We start from the raw sequence: 17,850 nt of genomic DNA on the forward strand, positions 1-17,850 counted from the left end.
ATGATTCGAATCGGTCAAGGTTTTGATGTTCATCAATTAGTTCCGCAACGACCTTTAATTATTGGTGGGGTTACTCTTCCTTATGAAAAAGGTCTGTTAGGTCACTCAGATGCCGATGTTTTAACACATGCAATTATTGATGCAATCCTTGGTGCCGCTGGTCTGGGTGATATTGGGCAACTGTTTCCCGAAACCGATCCGCAGTTCAAAAATGCGAATTCTGTAAACTTATTAAAAAAAGTAAATGAAAAAGTTGGGCGGTCGGGCTTTACTATTGGCAATATTGATTGTACAATTTTAGCGGAAGAGCCAAAGATGAGCCCATACTTGGCAGAGATGAAAAAGAATCTAGCCGCGAGTTGCCACTTAGCGGTCACACAAGTGAACATTAAGGCAACGACCATGGAAACGATGGGCTTTGTTGGTAAAAAAGAAGGAATCGGCGCAATTGCCGTTGCTTTATTGGAAAAATAACTGAAAACGACGTTAAACCGTCTGTTTTTAAAAAATGGAAAGAGGAATGAACATGACGAAAGTTCGTGTGCGTTACGCACCAAGTCCAACTGGACACTTGCACATTGGGAATGCAAGAACAGCATTATTTAACTACTTATTTGCCCGCCACAATGACGGAGAATTTATCATTCGTATCGAGGATACCGACCAAAAACGGAACATCGAAGACGGCGAGAAAAGTCAGTTGGAAAACTTAGCATGGTTAGGGATGGAATGGGATGAATCACCTGCTCATCCGGGAGAATATGGTCCATATCGTCAATCAGAACGTAAAGAAATTTACCAACCATTGATTGATCAATTATTAAGTAGCAATCGTGCGTATAAGTGTTATTGTACGCCAGAAGAATTAGAAGCAGAACGTGAAGCACAACAAGCTCGTGGGGAAATGCCTCACTACGCAGGCACTTGTGCGAATTTAACACCTTCTGAACAAGCAGCCAAAGAAGCGGCTGGTCTAGAACCAGTGATTCGTTTCCGTGTGCCACGTAACACAGAATACAAATTTGATGACATCGTAAAAGGTGAAATTACTTTTGAGTCAGATAACATTGGTGGCGATTTTGTCATCCAAAAACGTGATGGGATGCCAACGTATAACTTTGCCGTTGCAGTAGATGATCACTTAATGAAAATTTCTCACGTTTTACGTGGCGATGATCATATTGCGAACACACCAAAACAATTAATGATTTACGAAGCGTTTGAATGGACACCACCTGTCTTTGGCCATATGACCTTAATCATTAATTCAGAAACTGGCAAAAAATTGAGCAAACGTGATGAAACAATTTTACAATTTATTGAACAATACCGTGAATTAGGTTACTTACCAGAAGCCATGTTCAACTTTATTGCTTTACTAGGATGGTCTCCTGTTGGCGAAGAAGAAATCTTCTCACAAGAAGACTTGATTAAATTGTTTGATGAACAACGCTTAAGCAAGTCACCAGCGGCCTTTGATGCGAAAAAATTAGAATGGATTAACAATCAATACATGAAACAAATGGACTTAAGTGAACTAACAGATATGTGTATTCCTTATTTAGTCGCTGACGGTCGTGTTGAAGAAAATCCATCTCCTGAAAAAATCGAATGGTTAAAACAATTAGTTAGCTTGTATCAACCACAAATGAGTTATGCAGCTGAAATTGTGGAACTATCAAACTTGTTCTTTAATGAACATCCAGTTTTAGATGATGCTGCGAAAGAATTCTTGCAAGGAGAAACAGTGCCAACTGTGTTACATGCGTTTAAAGAACAATTAGAAGCCTTGGACGTTTTCGATGTGCCAAGTATTAAAGCAGCGATTAAAGCCGTCCAAAAAGAAACCGGCGTTAAAGGCAAAAACTTGTTTATGCCAATTCGAATTGCTGTTTCTGGACAAATGCATGGTCCTGAATTAGGTGAAACTATCGAATTATTAGGCAAAGAAAAAGCATTAGATCATTTAAATAAAGTGTTATAAAAACACAAAGAATAGAAGAAGTAGACAATCAGATGGATTTCAGAGACGCTGTGGGTGGTGAGAACAGCGAGCATCTTTTGTCGAAATGCATCTATGAGTGGCTTCGGTGAAAAAAGTAACCGAAGACGTCGGCAGGCGTTAACTGTATCGAGGCAAGAGCTAGTTCTTGTGAAGAAAAGTGGAACCACGCATGGGCGTCTTTTAAGCAACGTTTTTTTGTTGCTTAAAAGACGTTTTTTATTTTTGTATAATAGAAAGGAGTTCACCCTATGAGTTGGTTGAAACGTAGCGTCGCAGCTGTTAAAAGAAACGATCCTGCAGCGCGGACTACACTAGAAGTTCTTTTAACGTATCCTGGCTTGCACGCCCTGTTTTGGCATCGCTTGTCTCATTTCTTATATAGGCATCAGTTGTTTTTGTTGGCGAAGATTCATGCACAATTTTGGCGTTTCATAACGGGCGTAGAAATTCATCCCGGAGCCACAATTGGTGCGGGAGTTTTTATCGATCACGGCATGGGCATTGTGATTGGGGAAACCGCGGAAATAGAAGAAGATGTTGTTTTGTTTCACGGAGTGACGTTAGGTGGGACCGGTCGTGATACGGGTAAACGCCATCCAACAGTGAAAAAAGGAGCGATGATTTCGGCACGAGCTCAAATTTTAGGGCCAGTTGTGATTGGTGAACGTTCAAAAATTGGTGCGGGTGCTGTTGTTATTTCAGACATCCCAGCAGATGCCACAGCTGTGGGTGTTCCTGCGAAAGTCGTTCGTCTAAATGGAAGAAAGGTGGAAAAAGGGCATGATTAAAATTTATAATACATTGACCAGAGAAAAAGAAGTATTTACGCCAATTGAGGCGCATAAAGTTCGGATGTATGTCTGCGGACCAACCGTGTATAACTATATCCATATCGGTAATGCGCGCAGTGCGATCGCCTTTGATACGATTCGTCGTTATTTTGAATATCGTGGGTATGAAGTGAATTATGTCTCGAACTTTACAGATGTCGATGATAAAATTATCAAGGCAGCCAAAGAATTGAAAATTACTGCGCCGGAAGTGGCGGAGCGTTTTATCAAAGCCTTTGAAGAAGACACGCAAGCATTGAATGTCCAACCAGCAACGTTACATCCTCGGGTGATGGACCACATGCCTGATATCTTAGCTTTTATCGACGTTTTAATTGAAAAAGGTTTTGCTTATGAGGTCGCAGGTGATGTGTATTATCGCACCCGTAAATTCCCTAATTATGGTAAATTAAGCCATCAATCGATTGATGAATTAGAAGTGGGGGCAAGTCAACGAACTGGCGTTGAACAACAATTAAAAGAAGACCCATTGGATTTTGCTCTTTGGAAAAGTGCCAAAGAAGATGAAATTTCTTGGGATTCTCCTTGGGGGAAAGGACGTCCCGGCTGGCATATTGAATGCTCTGTCATGGCGACAAAACACTTGGGAGAGACGATTGATATTCATGGCGGTGGACAAGATTTAGAATTTCCACATCATGAGAATGAAATTGCACAGAGCGAAGCCAAAACAGGTCATACCTTTGCCAATTACTGGATGCATAACGGCTATGTCACAATTGGTGAAGACGATGAAAAAATGAGTAAATCCCTAGGTAACTTCATTACTGTTCATGAAATGATTCAAAAAGTGGATCCGCAAATTTTACGTTTCTTTATGTCCACCACCCAGTACCGTCGCCCGATTCGTTATAGCGAAAGCACTCTAAAAGAGGCAGCAGCCAATTATCAAAAATTGAAAAATGCGTTTGAAAATTTACGTTTTAGACAAGCAGATGCGGTCGCAAGTTTGCCAGAGGATGAACACTATTTGGCTCAATTAAACGAATTAGAACAACGTTTTATTACGGAAATGGACGATGATTTCAATGCAGCTAACGGGATTACGGTCGTTTATGAATTAGCGAAGATGATGAATCAGTACAGTGAACAAGCGACAGTTTCGGAACCAATTCTAGTGGCGATGGATAAGCTTTTCAGTGGCTGGTTAGCTATTTTTGGTTTATTCTTTAAAAACGAAGAATTAGTGGATGCACAAGTCGATGCGTTAATTGAAGAACGGAACCAAGCACGGAAAGACCGTGATTTTGCCCGAAGTGATGAAATCCGCGATTTATTAAAAGAACAAGGCATTGTTTTAGAAGATACTCCGCAAGGAACGAGATGGAGAAGAAGTGAATGAGAGATTACAAACAATTAAACGGTTTAGCTTTGGCCTATGTTGGCGATGCGATTTATGAAATTTACATTCGTGATTATTTAGTTTCCTTAGGACAAACGAAACCGAATGTTTTGCATCGCATGGCGACACACTACGTGTCAGCAAAAGCCCAAGCAAGCTTAATGCAAGCGATGTTAGCGGGAGAAATGCTAACGGAGGAAGAAGAAGTGATGTACAAACGCGGTCGGAATGCTAAAAGTCACACCTTTGCCAAAAATGCTGATGTGACGACCTATCGGGTAGCGACCGGTTTCGAATCCTTGATGGGTTATTTACATTTAACACAACAAAAAGAACGTTTAGAAGAATTAATTAACTGGTGTATCAAGAAAGTAGGTGAAACCAATGAAAAATGAAAAATCTCGTCCTTTTAAAAAAGGTAAGAAACGTCCAGAACGTTCAGATAAGCGTTCAAAAGAACGGAACCCACGACCAGCGATAGCAGGTGCTGATGGAACCTCAGAAGAGCTAGCAGATAACTTTGTCTTTGGTTTCCATGCCACTGTTGAGGCGTTGCAGCAAGGACGCGGGAATAAATTGTTTTTACAAGAAGATGCTCGTGGCGAGAAAATTGAGCAATTAAAACAAGCAGCGAAAGAACAGGCTGTTCCAGTTAAATGGGTGCCTAAAGCAAAATTAGATACGATGAGTGATCACGGCGTGCATCAAGGCATGGTTTTAGCAATCACAGCGTATCAATATTTAACTTTAGAAGAATTATTGGAACAAACAAAAGAAAAGACAGAAACACCATTTTTCCTAATTTTAGACAGTCTAGAGGACCCACATAACTTTGGCTCAATTTTGCGAACAGCTGATGCGACAGGCGTGGACGGTATTATCATTCCGAAACATCGCGCAGTGGGAATTACACCAACCGTAACCAAAGCGTCAACAGGGGCCGTGGAACATATTCCAGTGGCTCGTGTAACGAATCTAGCGCAAAGTATTGCAACGCTAAAAGAGAATCAATTTTGGATTTTTGGTACAGATATGTCTGGGACGGATTATCGTCGCTGGAATACACAAGGCGCAATTGCCTTAATCATCGGAAATGAAGGTCGTGGCATGAGTCAAGGTCTTCATAAAGAAGTGGATGAATTATTAACGATTCCAATGACTGGACACGTTCAAAGCTTAAACGCTGGTGTGGCTGCAGGCTTGCTAATGTATGAAGTCTATCGTGGCCGCAACCCATTATAGAAGCAGGCGATTGTATGAAAAAACAATTGTTAATCGTTGATGGCTATAATATGATTGGTGCTTGGCCAGAATTGGTCCAGTTGAAAAAGCAAGAGCGTTTAGAGGATGCGCGTGAACTGCTTCTTAGTCGTCTGTCCAATTATGCCAAATATGAAGGGTTAGAAATCATTGTGGTCTTTGATGCCCAATTAGTCCCAGGTATTCAGCAAACGTACAAAAAGTACCTTTTGACCGTGGTTTTCACCAAAGAAGATGAAACAGCAGATAGTTATATTGAACGTCTAGCTGGTGAAAAAAATGATCGTTTAACGCAAGTAACAGTCGCAACGAGTGATTTGGCTGAACAATGGGTGGTCTTTTCACAAGGTGCATTGCGGACTTCGGCCAATGAACTTTACAAAGCTGTCCAGAAAACAGAAAAGACGATTGCCATTCATGCAACAGATATCCATTTCCAGCAATTTCGTCGAAATTCTCCATGGAACGTGGAGCAGTTATCAAAACTTTCTGAGAAGCTAGAAGAATTGTCTCAAAAAAAAGATTAAACAAATGTTCGCTTAAGTCATAAATTTCTAACATGCTATGCTCTCCTAAATCATTCGATACTTTTATCGAAAAGGAGGGCTTTTTATGTTAGAACAGATTCAACAAGCATTAGCAGGAGACCAAGAACAATTTCAAGCCTTATATGGGCAATATCAGCCAGTGATTTATAAGTGCATGAAAAAATACTATTTAAAAGATTATGATACTGAGGACTGGCTTCAAGAAGGGCGAATTGTCTTCTTTCGGACGTTAGAACGATTTGATTCAGAAAAACAAGCATCATTAGGAAAGTTTTTTAAACGAAATTTTGAAAATCACGTACATAGCTTAATTCGCCATCAATGCGCCTATAAGCGGCGAACAGATACCTTGTCTATTTCTCTGGAACAACGATTAGAAAGCGCTGGTGAAGAGTTAGTGGACTATTTGGGGACAGCGGCTACCGACCCATTAGGTCAATTAATGATTCAAGAAAAATTGGCAGCTTTTCCGACACGTCTTTCCTCGTTGGAACAACAAATTTTAAACGCATACTTAAAAGGCTACACGTTAGAAGAAATCGCTAAAGTACGTGGGGGAACTTTTTCAGCTGTCCGAAGTGCCTATGATCGTGCCAAAGCAAAAATGAAATATACATTAGAAAATGAATAAAAATTCGACAAAACAGCCGGTTTGTCGAGCAAAAGTAGTTGCAAACAGACTTCTAGTATGATAAACTTGAAATTTTTTAAAAAAAGTGATATAATGTTTCTCGAGGTGAATGCAATGCCAACAACGTTATCGTCAATTAAGAAAGATTTGGAAGGCCGTATCGGCAGTGAAATTATGTTAGTTGCTCAGACTGGAAGAAAGCGCCAAACAGAACGTAAAGGAATCTTAACGGAGACTTATCCATCTGTTTTTGTTGTTGACTTGGATCCAGACGAGAACTCATTTGAACGTGTATCTTACAGCTATTCAGATGTTTTAACACGCACCGTTGAAATCGAATTCATCGGTCAAGCCGTATAATTTAGAAAGTCCGCTTAGGAGTGAAGGAAGAGCCCTTCGTTCCTAAGCTCTTTTTAATTTCAGCCATCTGTCGTCAGAGAAAGAGCAATCTTCGGTGTACTTCTTCATGGACATATGATAGAATCTAAAAGATTAAAATGTTGGTAGACAAAAGATTAAGGAAGGTGAATCAGGGAACCGATGGAAATAATCGAACGAGCTCCTGCGAAAATTAATCTTGGGTTAGATGTTCTGCATAAACGTGTGGATGGCTATCATGAAGTTGAATCTATTTTTGCAAGTGTAGATTTAGCCGATCATTTAACTTTTGAAAATCTAGAAGAAGACATCATTCGTATTGAAACGGACAGCTCTTTTTTACCCGTGGATCGACGGAATCATGTCTATCAAGCAGTTGACTTATTAAAGCGTACCTATAATATTCATAAAGGAATTAAAATATATATTGAAAAACGTATCCCCGTGGCAGCTGGTTTAGCAGGGGGGAGCAGTGACTGTGCCGCAGCATTACGAGGCTTGAACAAGCTGTGGAATCTGGGGTTGACGATGGACGAACTCTGTGAAATTGGCAGCCAAATTGGTATGGATGTTCCTTACTGTTTAAGGGGCGGAACAGCCTTTGCAAACGGACGTGGGGAGAAAATTGAAGCATTACCGACCATGCCTCAATGTTGGATTGTGTTAGTTAAACCAAGAATTAGTGTATCTACTAGTACCGTTTTTAATGATTTAGCGGTAGATGAATTGCACCATCCAGATATTGCTGGACTAAGAATAGCTATTGAAAATGGTGATTATACTGGGATGACCCAAACGGTTGGCAATGCGTTGGAAAGTGTCACGATTGCCAGACATCCGATCGTGCAACAAATCAAGGATCGCATGCTGAAGTACGGCGCTGATGCAGCGTTGATGAGCGGCAGTGGACCGACAGTCTTTGCTTTATGTGAAAAGAAAACACGAGCACAACGGATTTATAATGGACTCAAAGGCTTTTGCGAAGAAGTTTATTTGGTTCGGACATTGAAATAAATAAAAACAACAGAGCGTGGAGCAAAAATCCAAAGTGATTTTTGTCCCACGCTCTGTTGTTTTTTAAATTTATTCCTTGACGTCCCGTGATCCATTTGGTACATTATTCCTGGCAAATCGTAAATATTACGGTTTATAATAGGTAAATCGAAAAGAGGACAGAACATGACGAAAATCTACCGCCGTTTGATAATCGGCGTTACTTTAGCAATCAGTGCTTTTCTTTTAGCTAGCTGTGGGCAAACCACACAATCGCCAAAAGAGAAGAAAGAGCTCACGGTAATGACTACTTTTTATCCGATGTACGATTTCGCAAAACAAGTCGTTGGTGATGAGGGAGAGGTTGAGCTGTTGATTCCAGCTGGAACGGAACCACACGATTATGAACCAAGCGCAAAAGACTTAGCGAAAATTACTGATGCGGATGTCTTTGTTTATAATAGTAAAGAGCTAGAAACTTGGGTTCCGAATGTTATTGAAAACTTGGACACGAAAAAAGTTTCAATCGTGGAAGCCAGTCAATCCATTCAATTGATGCAAGGGACAGAAGAGGAAGAATCTGGCGAAGAAGGTCATGAAGGCCATAACCATTCCCACGAACTGGATCCGCATGTCTGGTTAGATCCCGTGTTAGCGCAAAAAGAAGTGACAGCGATTCGGGATGCGCTTATCAAAAAATATCCTGAGAAAAAAGCCGTATTTGAAAAAAATACCGCTGCTTATTTGGAAAAATTGACTGCGCTAGATAAGGAATACCAAGCTGCATTTGCAGGCGCTAAAAATCGGACCTTTGTGACGCAACATGCTGCATTTGGCTATTTGGCAAAACAATATGGTTTGACCCAAGAACCGATTGCTGGGATTTCTCCAGACCAAGAACCTTCGCCAAGTCGTTTAGCCGAATTAAAAAAATATATTAAAACAAACAATGTTTCTGTGATCTATTTTGAAGCATCGGCTTCTACAAAAGTAGCCAAAACATTGGCAGATGAGACAGGCGTCGAATTAGCTGTATTGAATCCTTTAGAGAGTTTAACTCAAAAAGAACAAGAAGCAGGCGAGAACTACGTGTCTGTCATGAAAGAAAACCTCGCTGCTTTACAAAAAAGCATTCATTAATCTGGCAACAGAAAGGAGCCAACTTATGCATTATATTGAAGTCGAAAATTTAACCTTCTATTATGATGATGAACCTGTTTTAGAAGATGTTTCTTATTATGTTGATCCAGGGGAATTCGTTATTTTAACAGGAGAAAATGGCGCTGCCAAGTCAACGCTGATCAAAAGTACCTTAGGGTTATTAAAACCAACAAGTGGCAAAATTACGGTCGCTAAAAAAAATAGTGCTGGTGAAAAAATCAGTATTGGCTACATTCCACAACAAGTCGCTTCTTTCAATGCGGGCTTTCCTAGCACCGTCATTGAATTAGTACGTTCAGGTCGTTTTCCCAGAAATCGTTGGTTCAAACCGTTGACGAAAAAAGATCATCTTCATGTGGAAAAAGCTTTGAAATCAGTGGACATGTGGGAAATGCGCCACAAACGAATTGGCGAGCTTTCTGGCGGGCAAAAGCAACGAATTAGTTTAGCACGAGTGTTTGCGACCGATCCAGATTTGTTTATTTTAGATGAGCCAACAACAGGTATGGATGAACAATCGCGAAACGAATTTTATCAATTGTTGCAACACAGTGCGCATGAACATGGAAAAGCTATTTTGATGATTACGCATGATCATGAAGATATCAAAACCTATGTGGATCGTCAAATTCGTCTTGTCCGCAAAGAAGATTCGAAATGGCGTTGTTTCCATATGAGTGAAGAATCGTATACGTAAAGTTTCCAATAAAACGTTATCTGGCTCGATAATAACGAAAGCCAAGGAACAGCTTAAAGAAATGTTGGAAAAATTTAAAAAATAAGCAGGAATTAAAAAATTAATTCGCTTAAACGTCGCTACAATGGTAGTGTTCATTTTAGCGGTAAGGAGTGAATCGTATGGCAGAAATGCTTTCTTATGCATTTATGCAAAAGGCCTTTTTAGCAGCACTGTTTATCTCAGTGATTGCTCCAATGCTCGGCGTCTTTCTAGTTATTCGCCGACAATCTTTAATGGCAGATACCCTTTCACATGTGTCATTAGCCGGTGTGGCTCTAGGCTTCTTTTTTAATTGGAATCCTAATTTAATGACCTTAATTGTCGTGATTGTGGCTGCAATCATTCTAGAATATTTACGAATGATTTATAGCACCTATTCAGAAATTTCGATTGCTATTTTAATGTCAGGCGGTTTGGCTTTGGCGTTAGTTTTAATGAATTTAACAGGAGGCAATTCAGCTGCTAGTATTCAATCGTATTTATTTGGTTCCATCGTCACGATTACATGGGATCAAGTGGTTATGTTGGCAATTTTATTCGTAGTTTTAGTTCTATTGTTTATGTTATTTAAACGTCCAATGTATGTTTTAACATTTGATGAAGATACTGCTCATGTTGATGGGCTACCTATTCATTGGATGTCGATGCTTTTTAATGTAATTACTGGTGTGGCGATTGCTGTGATGATTCCGATCGCGGGAGCCTTGTTAATTTCAGCAATTATGGTCTTACCAGCTGCGATAGGTATGCGAATTGGTAAAGGCTTCAACACGGTGATTATCATCAGTGTGTTTATGGGCTTGATTGGCATGCTAACAGGGTTGACTAGCTCGTATTATTTGGAAACACCACCGAGTGCAAGCATTACCCTAATTTTTATTGGTTTATTCTTATTAGTCAATATTTATCGCCGAGTGGTTGTCATGGTCCAACGAAAACAAAAAATGCAAAGAAACTAAGGAGAAAAACGAAAGTTTTTCTCCTTTATTTCTTTTTTTTAAAAGAAATGGCGAACTATTTTCAGTTATTTGAAAAAAATCCTCGAATTTTTCGGTTAAACCCCTTATAATAAGGAACGATAGAATGAAAAGGAGTGACGAATTTGAAAATTCGGAGAAGTGAACGATTAATCGATATGACCCAATATCTTTTAGATCATCCCCATACATTGGTTTCTTTGACATATTTTGCTGACCGATACCAATCTGCCAAGTCTTCCATTAGTGAAGATTTAGCAATTGTTAAAAAAACATTTAAAGAACGTGGAACAGGTATTTTAGAAACGATTCCAGGCGCTGCAGGCGGTGTCCGCTTTATCCCTGAAATTCCTTATGAGGAAGCGGAGCAGTTGATTATGGATTTATGTGATCGTTTGTCAGAACAAGATCGCTTATTACCTGGGGGCTATGTTTATCTTTCAGATTTACTTGGGGAACCGAATTTATTAAGACAAGTGGGCCGGATTATTGCTTCTAAATATTTAGGCAAACAAATTGATGCGGTAATGACCGTTGCGACTAAAGGAGTGCCAATTGCGCAAGCTGTGTCTTATTACTTAAATGTTCCGTTTGTGATTGTTCGTCGCGATTCTAAGATTACTGAAGGTTCAACGGTGAGCGTGAACTATGTATCAGGGTCTTCAGAACGTATCGAAAAAATGGAACTTTCAAAACGCAGCTTAAAACGCGGCTCAAAAGTTTTAGTCGTGGATGACTTCATGAAAGGCGGCGGCACCGTCAATGGTATGAAGAGTATGATTGAAGAATTTGAAGCAGAACTTGTGGGCATTACCGTTTTTGCTGAGTCAAAATTCAATGGCCGTCGTGCAATCGATGACTACACTTCGCTATTGTACGTGGAAGATGTGGATACACAAACAAAAACGATTAGCGTAGTCCCAGGAAACTATTTCACAGAGAAATAATTTAAAAAAGAACCTGAAAATGGTCCATTCCATTTTCAGGTTCTTTTTTTCTGTTTTATTCCTTTAAAAAAAGATGAGAAAATAAATTGGTCTACCTTTTAAATGCCTTATTTTGTTGAAAAAGACAAAAGAGTAAGATAAACTAGAAAAGGTATAATGAGGACGATTTAGAAGAAAATCAAACAATTTAGTTAATTTGAGGTGGCAAACGTGGAAAATAGATACGCAATTATTTTAGCAGCTGGTAAAGGAACACGCATGAAATCTAAACTTTATAAAGTATTACATCCAGTTGCTGGTAAACCAATGGTCGAACATATTTTAGATCAAGTAGAACAAACAGAACCAACAGAAATCGTGACGATCGTTGGACACGGGGCGGAAATGATTAAAAGCCATTTAGGCGAACGTAGTCAATATGCCTTACAAGCTGAACAATTGGGAACTGGGCATGCAGTCATGCAAGCACAAGAGTTATTAGGTGGCAAACAAGGAACAACATTAGTTATTACAGGGGATACGCCGTTATTAACTGCGGAAACCTTGAAAAATTTATTCGATTACCATCAAGGTAAGAATGCAAGTGCGACTATTTTAACAGCGCATGCGGAAGACCCAACAGGCTATGGTCGAATTATTCGTGACCATGTGGGCATTGTTGAACGAATCGTGGAACAAAAAGATGCCAGTGAAGAAGAAGCACGTGTTCAAGAAATTAATACAGGAACCTTCTGTTTTGATAATGAATCATTGTTTGAAGCGTTAGCGAAAACAGATACAAACAATACACAAGGGGAATACTATTTAACAGATATCATTGAAATTTTGAAAAAAGAAGGCAAAGCTGTCGCAGCTTACCAAATGGCAGACTTTGACGAAGCAATGGGTGTAAATGATCGTGTTGCTTTATCCACTGCTAATAAAATTATGCATCGTCGGTTAAATGAGATGCATATGCGAAATGGTGTTACATTTATTGATCCAGACACAACGTATATTGATGAAGGCGTGGTAATTGGTTCAGACACAGTCATTGAAGCGGGAGTCACTATCAAAGGAAAAACAGTGATTGGCGAAGATTGCTTGATTGGCGCACATTCAGAAATCGTTGATAGTCACATCGGCAATCAAGTGGTTGTTAAACAGTCTGTGATTGAAGAAAGTGTGGTTCGCGAGGGGGCCGATGTGGGTCCGTATGCACATTTACGTCCTAAAGCAGATGTGGGGGCAAACGTACACATTGGTAACTTCGTGGAAGTAAAAAATGCAACAATCGATGAAGGCACAAAAGTGGGCCATTTAACATACGTTGGTGATGCAACATTAGGCAAAGATATTAATGTCGGTTGCGGCGTTGTTTTTGTTAATTATGATGGCAAAAATAAACACCAAACAATCGTGGGTGATCACGCGTTTATTGGCTCTGCAACGAACATTGTTGCACCAGTCACGATTGGTGATCATGCGGTGACTGCTGCTGGTTCAACCATCACAGAAGATGTCCCTTCAGAAGATTTGGCGATTGCCCGGGCACGTCAAGTGAATAAAGAAGGCTATGCTAAAAAGTTACCTTATATGAAGGATTAACCTCAAATAAAAAAGAACGCTCTTTTGCTTAAGCAAAAGAGCGTTCTTTTTCCTCCTTAAAGACTAGACCAATTGCTGCTAATATTTGTTTAGAGGTATTCAAGGACTAGACCAATGCTGTTTATTCGGTATTTTTAGTTATTTTTTTCAAAAAAATAGTTTTTGTTCCGCTTTTCCAATATAAAAAGACTTTCTTTTTTATAAAGTTCGTGTTTTGGTCAAAATTACTATTTTTTTCACAAACAAATCCGCTATATTGTCCAAAAATAAAAACAATTTACAGGAAAAACATCTTATTTTAACGGAATTTACTGTTTTTTATTTAACGGATATATTATGATAGGAAAAGAAGAGCAGCGTGATGGGGGAAGGCTCTTTTTGTTGTTTGTTACTTTGACAATTGTTTGTTGCAAATGGGTTGAAACACAAGGAGGAAATTTGTGAAAAAGTTGAGCTTTAAAAAAGTGAAGTGGGGCATGCATTTTTTAATGGCTGTTGCGTTGATAGCGCCAAGCGTTACTAGTACGGCATATGCAGTAGAAACAACGAGTCAACAAAGTTCAGAAGCAGTAACAAGTACCACCGATTCAAGTAGAAAACAAGAACCAGTCATTACACAGGAAACAACAGACATCAAACAAGAAGCACCAAATCAGGCTACGAGTGACAGTGTCAAGCAGTCACAAGAAGCTACGGCACCAACAGAGACGACGAATTTAGAAACGTCAACCGCTGAAAAAGAAGAAACGAGCACGCCGCAAAAAATAACAATTTTAGGTACGTCAGATGTTCATGGTCAATTATGGAATTGGTCTTATGAAGATGATAAAGAATTACCAGTTGGTTTGTCCCAAGTAAGTACAGTCGTCAACCAAGTCCGGGCACAAAACCCAGCAGGCACCGTTTTAATTGATAATGGCGACAATATTCAAGGCACTATTTTAACAGATGACTTGTATAATAAAGCGCCTTTAGTGAATGAAAAGACCCATCCAATGATTACCGCCATGAATGTGATGAAGTATGATGCAATGGTTTTGGGGAATCATGAGTTTAATTTTGGTTTACCGTTAATCCAAAAAATTCAACAAGAAGCCACTTTTCCAATTTTGTCTGCGAATACCTACAATAAGGAAAATGGTCGTCGTTTTGTTAAAGGGACTACCACGAAGGAACTTGATTTTAATCAAGATGGGCAGCCAGATTTAAAAGTTGGGATTATCGGCTTAACAATCCCGCACATTCCTTTGTGGGATGGCCCTCGTGTTACTTCGCTTAATTTTTTACCTTTGAAAGAAGATGCAGAAAAAGCAGTTGCTGAGTTGAAAACTAACGATCAGGCTGACATTATTGTTGCTTCGATTCATGCGGGACAACAAAATAGTGATCCGGCTGCCAGTGCCGACCAAGTAATTGAAAATGTCGCGGGGATTGATGCGTATATTCTGGGTCATGACCACCTTTCTTTTACCAAGCAAGGAGCAGCGCCGAATGGAAAAACTGTACCGGTAGGGGGACCGAAAGATACGGGGACAGAGGTTGTCAAAATTGATCTTTCAGTTGCTAAAAATGCCGATAAGTGGGAAGTGCAAGAAGGTACAGCAACGATTGTACCAACAACGAATGTTCCAGCAGATGAAGCAGTTAAGGCAGCGACAAAAGAATACCATGAGCAAACGCGAGCGTTTATTCAGGAGGAGATCGGCACAGCAACAGCTGATTTTTTACCAAAACAAGAAATTAAAGGAATTCCCGAAGCACAATTACAACCAACAGCGATGATTTCTTTAATTAATAACGTTCAAAAAGAAGTGACAGGTGCACAATTAAGTGCGGCAGCGCTGTTTAAATACGACAGTAAATTACCTGCGGGGAAGATTTCCTATGCCACGATTTTTGATATCTACAAATACCCGAATACCTTAGTGAGTGTTCCCATTAACGGTGAAAACTTACTGAAGTATTTAGAAAAACAAGGGGCGTACTATAACCAAACACAGCCAGATGATTTGACCATTAGTTTTAATCCAAACATTCGTGTATATAACTATGACATGATTTCTGGAGTGGACTACAAGATTGACATTTCAAAACCAGTGGGTGAACGAATTGTAGATGCGAAAATTGACGGCCAACCGCTGGATCCTGCCAAAGAATATACGATTGCTATGAATAATTATCGTTACGGCGGTTTAGCTAGCCAAGGGATTCAAGTAGGGGAACCTATTAAAAATTCTGATCCAGAAACCTTACGAGGAATGATTGTTGATTATATTAAGAAAAAAGGAACGCTTGATCCAGAACAAGAAATCGAACGAAATTGGTCAATTATTGGGACAAATTTTGATGAAAAATGGCGTACCAAAGCAATCGAATTAGTGAATGACAGCACTCTTCAAATTCCGACTTCTCCTGATGGACGTACACCAAACGCCGCTGCTATTACGAAACAAGATGTCCGTAATGCGGGCTTTGATTTAGATAATGCATATACCATTATGCACACAAATGACGTTCATGGCCGACTAGAAGCAGGGAAAGGCGAATTAGGTATGGCGCGTCTAAAAACCTTTAAAGACCAAGAAAACCCAACCTTGATGGTGGATGCAGGAGATGTTTTCCAAGGATTACCAATCTCCAATTTCTCCAAAGGCGCGGATATGGCCAAAGCAATGAATGAAGTTGGTTATGATGCCATGGCGGTGGGAAATCACGAGTTTGATTTTGGTTTAGAGATTGCACTAGGTTATAAAGACCAACTGAATTTTCCGATTTTATCTAGTAATACGTATTACAAAGATGGCAGTGGACGGGTTTTTGATCCGTATACTATCGTAGAAAAAGCCGGGAAAAAGTTTGCCATTGTAGGTGTGACGACCCCAGAAACAGCAACGAAAACACACCCGAAAAACGTAGAGAAGGTGACATTTAAAGACCCGATTCCAGAAGTAGAAGCAGTGATTAATGAAATTAAAGAGAAGTACGCGGATATTCAAGCTTTCGTGGTTACTGGGCATTTAGGCGTAGATGAAACGACGCCGCATATCTGGCGTGGTGATACGCTAGCAGAAACCCTTAGTCAAACATATCCTGAGTTAGATATCACTGTGATTGATGGACATTCGCATACAGCCGTCGAAAGTGGCAAACGTTATGGCAAAGTGATCTATGCTCAAACAGGTAATTATTTAAATAATGTTGGGATCGTCACAGCACCAGAGAGTGAACCAACTAAGAAAACAGCAAAATTGATTCCAGCAGAAGAATTGCTAGGATTGCCAGAAAACCCGGCAGTTAAAGCCATCGTTGATGAAGCACGAACGAATTTTAACGCTGAAAATGAAAAAGTAATTGTCGATTATATTCCATTCACATTGGATGGACAACGAGAAAATGTGCGCACACGAGAGACCAACTTAGGGAATTTGATTGGTGATGCGATTATGTCATATGGCCAAGACGCGTTTAGTCAACCTGCTGATTTTGCAGTAACTAATGGTGGCGGCATTCGCGCTGATATTAAGCAAGGACCGATTAAAGTTGGGGATGTCATTGCTGTGTTACCTTTTGGCAATAGCATTGCGCAAATTCAAGTAACCGGTGCTCAAGTTAAAGAAATGTTTGAAATGTCTGTTCGTTCGATTCCACAAAAAGATGAGAATGGCACAATTTTACTAGATGATGCTGGCCAACCAAAACTTGGCGCAAATGGTGGTTTCCTACATGTTTCAAGCTCCATTCGTATCCACTATGATTCCACAAAACCAGGTACTCGCTTGGCTAGTGACGAAGGCAATGAAACAGGACAAACGATTGTCGGTAGTCGCGTATTAGGAATAGAAATTAAAAATCGGCAAACACAAAAGTTTGAACCATTGGATGAGAAGAAACAATACCGGATGGCTACCAATGATTTCTTAGCTGCTGGTGGTGATGGTTACGATATGCTAGGTGGTGAACGAGAAGAAGGGATTTCACTAGATGCTGTCTTAATTGAATACTTGAAAAGTGCCACCAGCTTGCGGTTGTATCGTGCAGCAACGACGATTGATTTAGCACAATATAAAGAACCATTCCCAGGCGAACGAATTGTTTCTATTTCGGAAGAAGCTTACAAAGAGTTAATCGGTGGAGGAGAGACGCCAAAACCAGATCCAAAACCAGACCCAAAACCAGATCCGAAACCAGATCCAAAACCAGACCCAAAACCAACACCAGAAACACCAGTAGCAACCAATAAACAAAACCAAGCGGGAGCAAGACAGAGCAATCCATCCGTAACAGAGAAGAAAAAGTATGGCGGCTTTTTACCTAAAACGGGTACAGAAACAGAAACGCTTGCATTATATGGTTTACTGTTCGTTGGACTTTCTTCTTCTGGCTGGTATATTTATAAACGACGTAACAAAGCTAGTTAGTCATTTTTTAAGA

Annotated in this window: 16 protein-coding genes and 1 other annotated feature; all 16 genes read left to right on the top strand. The window is 39.9% G+C overall.

Annotated elements, in window-relative coordinates:
- The 16 genes from ispF to IGJ90_RS00265 all read left to right on the top strand — a co-directional run bounded on the left by ispF (position 1) and on the right by IGJ90_RS00265 (position 17,837).
- A complete protein-coding gene (gene ispF, locus IGJ90_RS00190; protein WP_002367570.1) occupies positions 1 to 474 on the top strand; it encodes a 2-C-methyl-D-erythritol 2,4-cyclodiphosphate synthase in 474 nt (157 codons plus the stop codon).
- A 52-nt stretch (positions 475 to 526) separates the two neighbouring features.
- Entirely contained in the window at positions 527 to 1,984 is a 1,458-nt protein-coding gene (gene gltX / locus IGJ90_RS00195; RefSeq protein ID WP_010706819.1) for a glutamate--tRNA ligase, read from the top strand.
- Positions 1,983 to 2,189 (top strand) — a binding site (T-box leader). (Overlaps the previous gene by 2 nt.)
- Positions 2,190 to 2,253: 64 nt before the next feature.
- The gene (gene epsC, locus IGJ90_RS00200; RefSeq protein ID WP_002356054.1) at positions 2,254 to 2,793 is read left to right on the top strand and encodes a serine O-acetyltransferase EpsC; all 540 of its coding nucleotides are present in this window, start codon (positions 2,254 to 2,256) and stop codon (positions 2,791 to 2,793) included.
- Positions 2,786 to 4,198 carry a cysteine--tRNA ligase gene (cysS, locus tag IGJ90_RS00205; RefSeq protein ID WP_002367571.1) on the top strand — a complete coding sequence of 471 codons (1,413 nt, stop codon included), beginning with the start codon at positions 2,786 to 2,788 and terminating at the stop codon, positions 4,196 to 4,198. Before epsC ends, cysS begins: the two co-directional genes overlap by 8 nt.
- Entirely contained in the window at positions 4,195 to 4,593 is a 399-nt protein-coding gene (locus IGJ90_RS00210; protein WP_002356056.1) for a Mini-ribonuclease 3, read from the top strand. The genes cysS and IGJ90_RS00210 overlap by 4 nt, the downstream gene beginning before the upstream one ends.
- Complete coding sequence (rlmB, locus tag IGJ90_RS00215; RefSeq protein ID WP_002367572.1) at positions 4,583 to 5,440, top strand: 23S rRNA (guanosine(2251)-2'-O)-methyltransferase RlmB; 858 nt, start codon at positions 4,583 to 4,585, stop codon at positions 5,438 to 5,440. Before IGJ90_RS00210 ends, rlmB begins: the two co-directional genes overlap by 11 nt.
- A 14-nt stretch (positions 5,441 to 5,454) precedes the next feature.
- The gene (locus IGJ90_RS00220) at positions 5,455 to 5,985 is read left to right on the top strand and encodes an NYN domain-containing protein (protein WP_002356058.1); all 531 of its coding nucleotides are present in this window, start codon (positions 5,455 to 5,457) and stop codon (positions 5,983 to 5,985) included.
- An 85-nt stretch (positions 5,986 to 6,070) separates the two neighbouring features.
- Complete coding sequence (locus IGJ90_RS00225) at positions 6,071 to 6,637, top strand: sigma-70 family RNA polymerase sigma factor (protein WP_002356059.1); 567 nt, start codon at positions 6,071 to 6,073, stop codon at positions 6,635 to 6,637.
- Between the two features lie 57 nt (positions 6,638 to 6,694).
- Positions 6,695 to 6,997 (top strand): Veg family protein, encoded by a 303-nt coding sequence (locus IGJ90_RS00230; protein WP_002383497.1) that lies wholly within the window; start codon positions 6,695 to 6,697, stop codon positions 6,995 to 6,997.
- A 180-nt stretch (positions 6,998 to 7,177) separates the two neighbouring features.
- A complete protein-coding gene (ispE, locus tag IGJ90_RS00235) occupies positions 7,178 to 8,029 on the top strand; it encodes a 4-(cytidine 5'-diphospho)-2-C-methyl-D-erythritol kinase (protein ID WP_002356061.1) in 852 nt (283 codons plus the stop codon).
- 165 nt (positions 8,030 to 8,194) lie between these two features.
- Positions 8,195 to 9,148, top strand: a complete 954-nt coding sequence (locus IGJ90_RS00240) for a metal ABC transporter substrate-binding protein (RefSeq protein ID WP_002367576.1) — start codon at positions 8,195 to 8,197, stop codon at positions 9,146 to 9,148.
- A gap of 25 nt (positions 9,149 to 9,173) precedes the next feature.
- Entirely contained in the window at positions 9,174 to 9,866 is a 693-nt protein-coding gene (locus IGJ90_RS00245) for a metal ABC transporter ATP-binding protein (RefSeq protein ID WP_002356064.1), read from the top strand.
- Between the two features lie 161 nt (positions 9,867 to 10,027).
- Positions 10,028 to 10,867, top strand: coding sequence for a metal ABC transporter permease (locus tag IGJ90_RS00250; RefSeq protein ID WP_002383493.1), 840 nt, complete (start codon positions 10,028 to 10,030; stop codon positions 10,865 to 10,867).
- A gap of 143 nt (positions 10,868 to 11,010) precedes the next feature.
- Entirely contained in the window at positions 11,011 to 11,832 is an 822-nt protein-coding gene (purR, locus tag IGJ90_RS00255; RefSeq protein WP_002381336.1) for a pur operon repressor, read from the top strand.
- A 201-nt stretch (positions 11,833 to 12,033) separates the two neighbouring features.
- Positions 12,034 to 13,419 (top strand): bifunctional UDP-N-acetylglucosamine diphosphorylase/glucosamine-1-phosphate N-acetyltransferase GlmU, encoded by a 1,386-nt coding sequence (gene glmU, locus IGJ90_RS00260; RefSeq protein ID WP_025189794.1) that lies wholly within the window; start codon positions 12,034 to 12,036, stop codon positions 13,417 to 13,419.
- Positions 13,420 to 13,859: 440 nt separating this feature from the next.
- Complete coding sequence (locus IGJ90_RS00265; RefSeq protein WP_438767402.1) at positions 13,860 to 17,837, top strand: 5'-nucleotidase C-terminal domain-containing protein; 3,978 nt, start codon at positions 13,860 to 13,862, stop codon at positions 17,835 to 17,837.
- Positions 17,838 to 17,850: the final 13 nt, after the last annotated feature.

The sequence above is a fragment of the Enterococcus sp. AZ129 genome, from assembly GCF_051714505.1.
Classification (GTDB): domain Bacteria; phylum Bacillota; class Bacilli; order Lactobacillales; family Enterococcaceae; genus Enterococcus; species Enterococcus faecalis.

Bases quoted from the DNA above. Each gene is read 5' to 3' on its own strand.
- ispF (WP_002367570.1), top strand. From the start codon at position 1: ATGATTCGAATCGGTCAAGGTTTTGATGTTCATCAATTAGTTCCGCAA.
- gltX (WP_010706819.1), top strand. From the start codon at position 527: ATGACGAAAGTTCGTGTGCGTTACGCACCAAGTCCAACTGGACACTTG.
- epsC (WP_002356054.1), top strand. From the start codon at position 2,254: ATGAGTTGGTTGAAACGTAGCGTCGCAGCTGTTAAAAGAAACGATCCT.
- cysS (WP_002367571.1), top strand. From the start codon at position 2,786: ATGATTAAAATTTATAATACATTGACCAGAGAAAAAGAAGTATTTACG.
- IGJ90_RS00210 (WP_002356056.1), top strand. From the start codon at position 4,195: ATGAGAGATTACAAACAATTAAACGGTTTAGCTTTGGCCTATGTTGGC.
- rlmB (WP_002367572.1), top strand. From the start codon at position 4,583: ATGAAAAATGAAAAATCTCGTCCTTTTAAAAAAGGTAAGAAACGTCCA.
- IGJ90_RS00220 (WP_002356058.1), top strand. From the start codon at position 5,455: ATGAAAAAACAATTGTTAATCGTTGATGGCTATAATATGATTGGTGCT.
- IGJ90_RS00225 (WP_002356059.1), top strand. From the start codon at position 6,071: ATGTTAGAACAGATTCAACAAGCATTAGCAGGAGACCAAGAACAATTT.
- IGJ90_RS00230 (WP_002383497.1), top strand. From the start codon at position 6,695: ATGATAAACTTGAAATTTTTTAAAAAAAGTGATATAATGTTTCTCGAG.
- ispE (WP_002356061.1), top strand. From the start codon at position 7,178: ATGGAAATAATCGAACGAGCTCCTGCGAAAATTAATCTTGGGTTAGAT.
- IGJ90_RS00240 (WP_002367576.1), top strand. From the start codon at position 8,195: ATGACGAAAATCTACCGCCGTTTGATAATCGGCGTTACTTTAGCAATC.
- IGJ90_RS00245 (WP_002356064.1), top strand. From the start codon at position 9,174: ATGCATTATATTGAAGTCGAAAATTTAACCTTCTATTATGATGATGAA.
- IGJ90_RS00250 (WP_002383493.1), top strand. From the start codon at position 10,028: ATGGCAGAAATGCTTTCTTATGCATTTATGCAAAAGGCCTTTTTAGCA.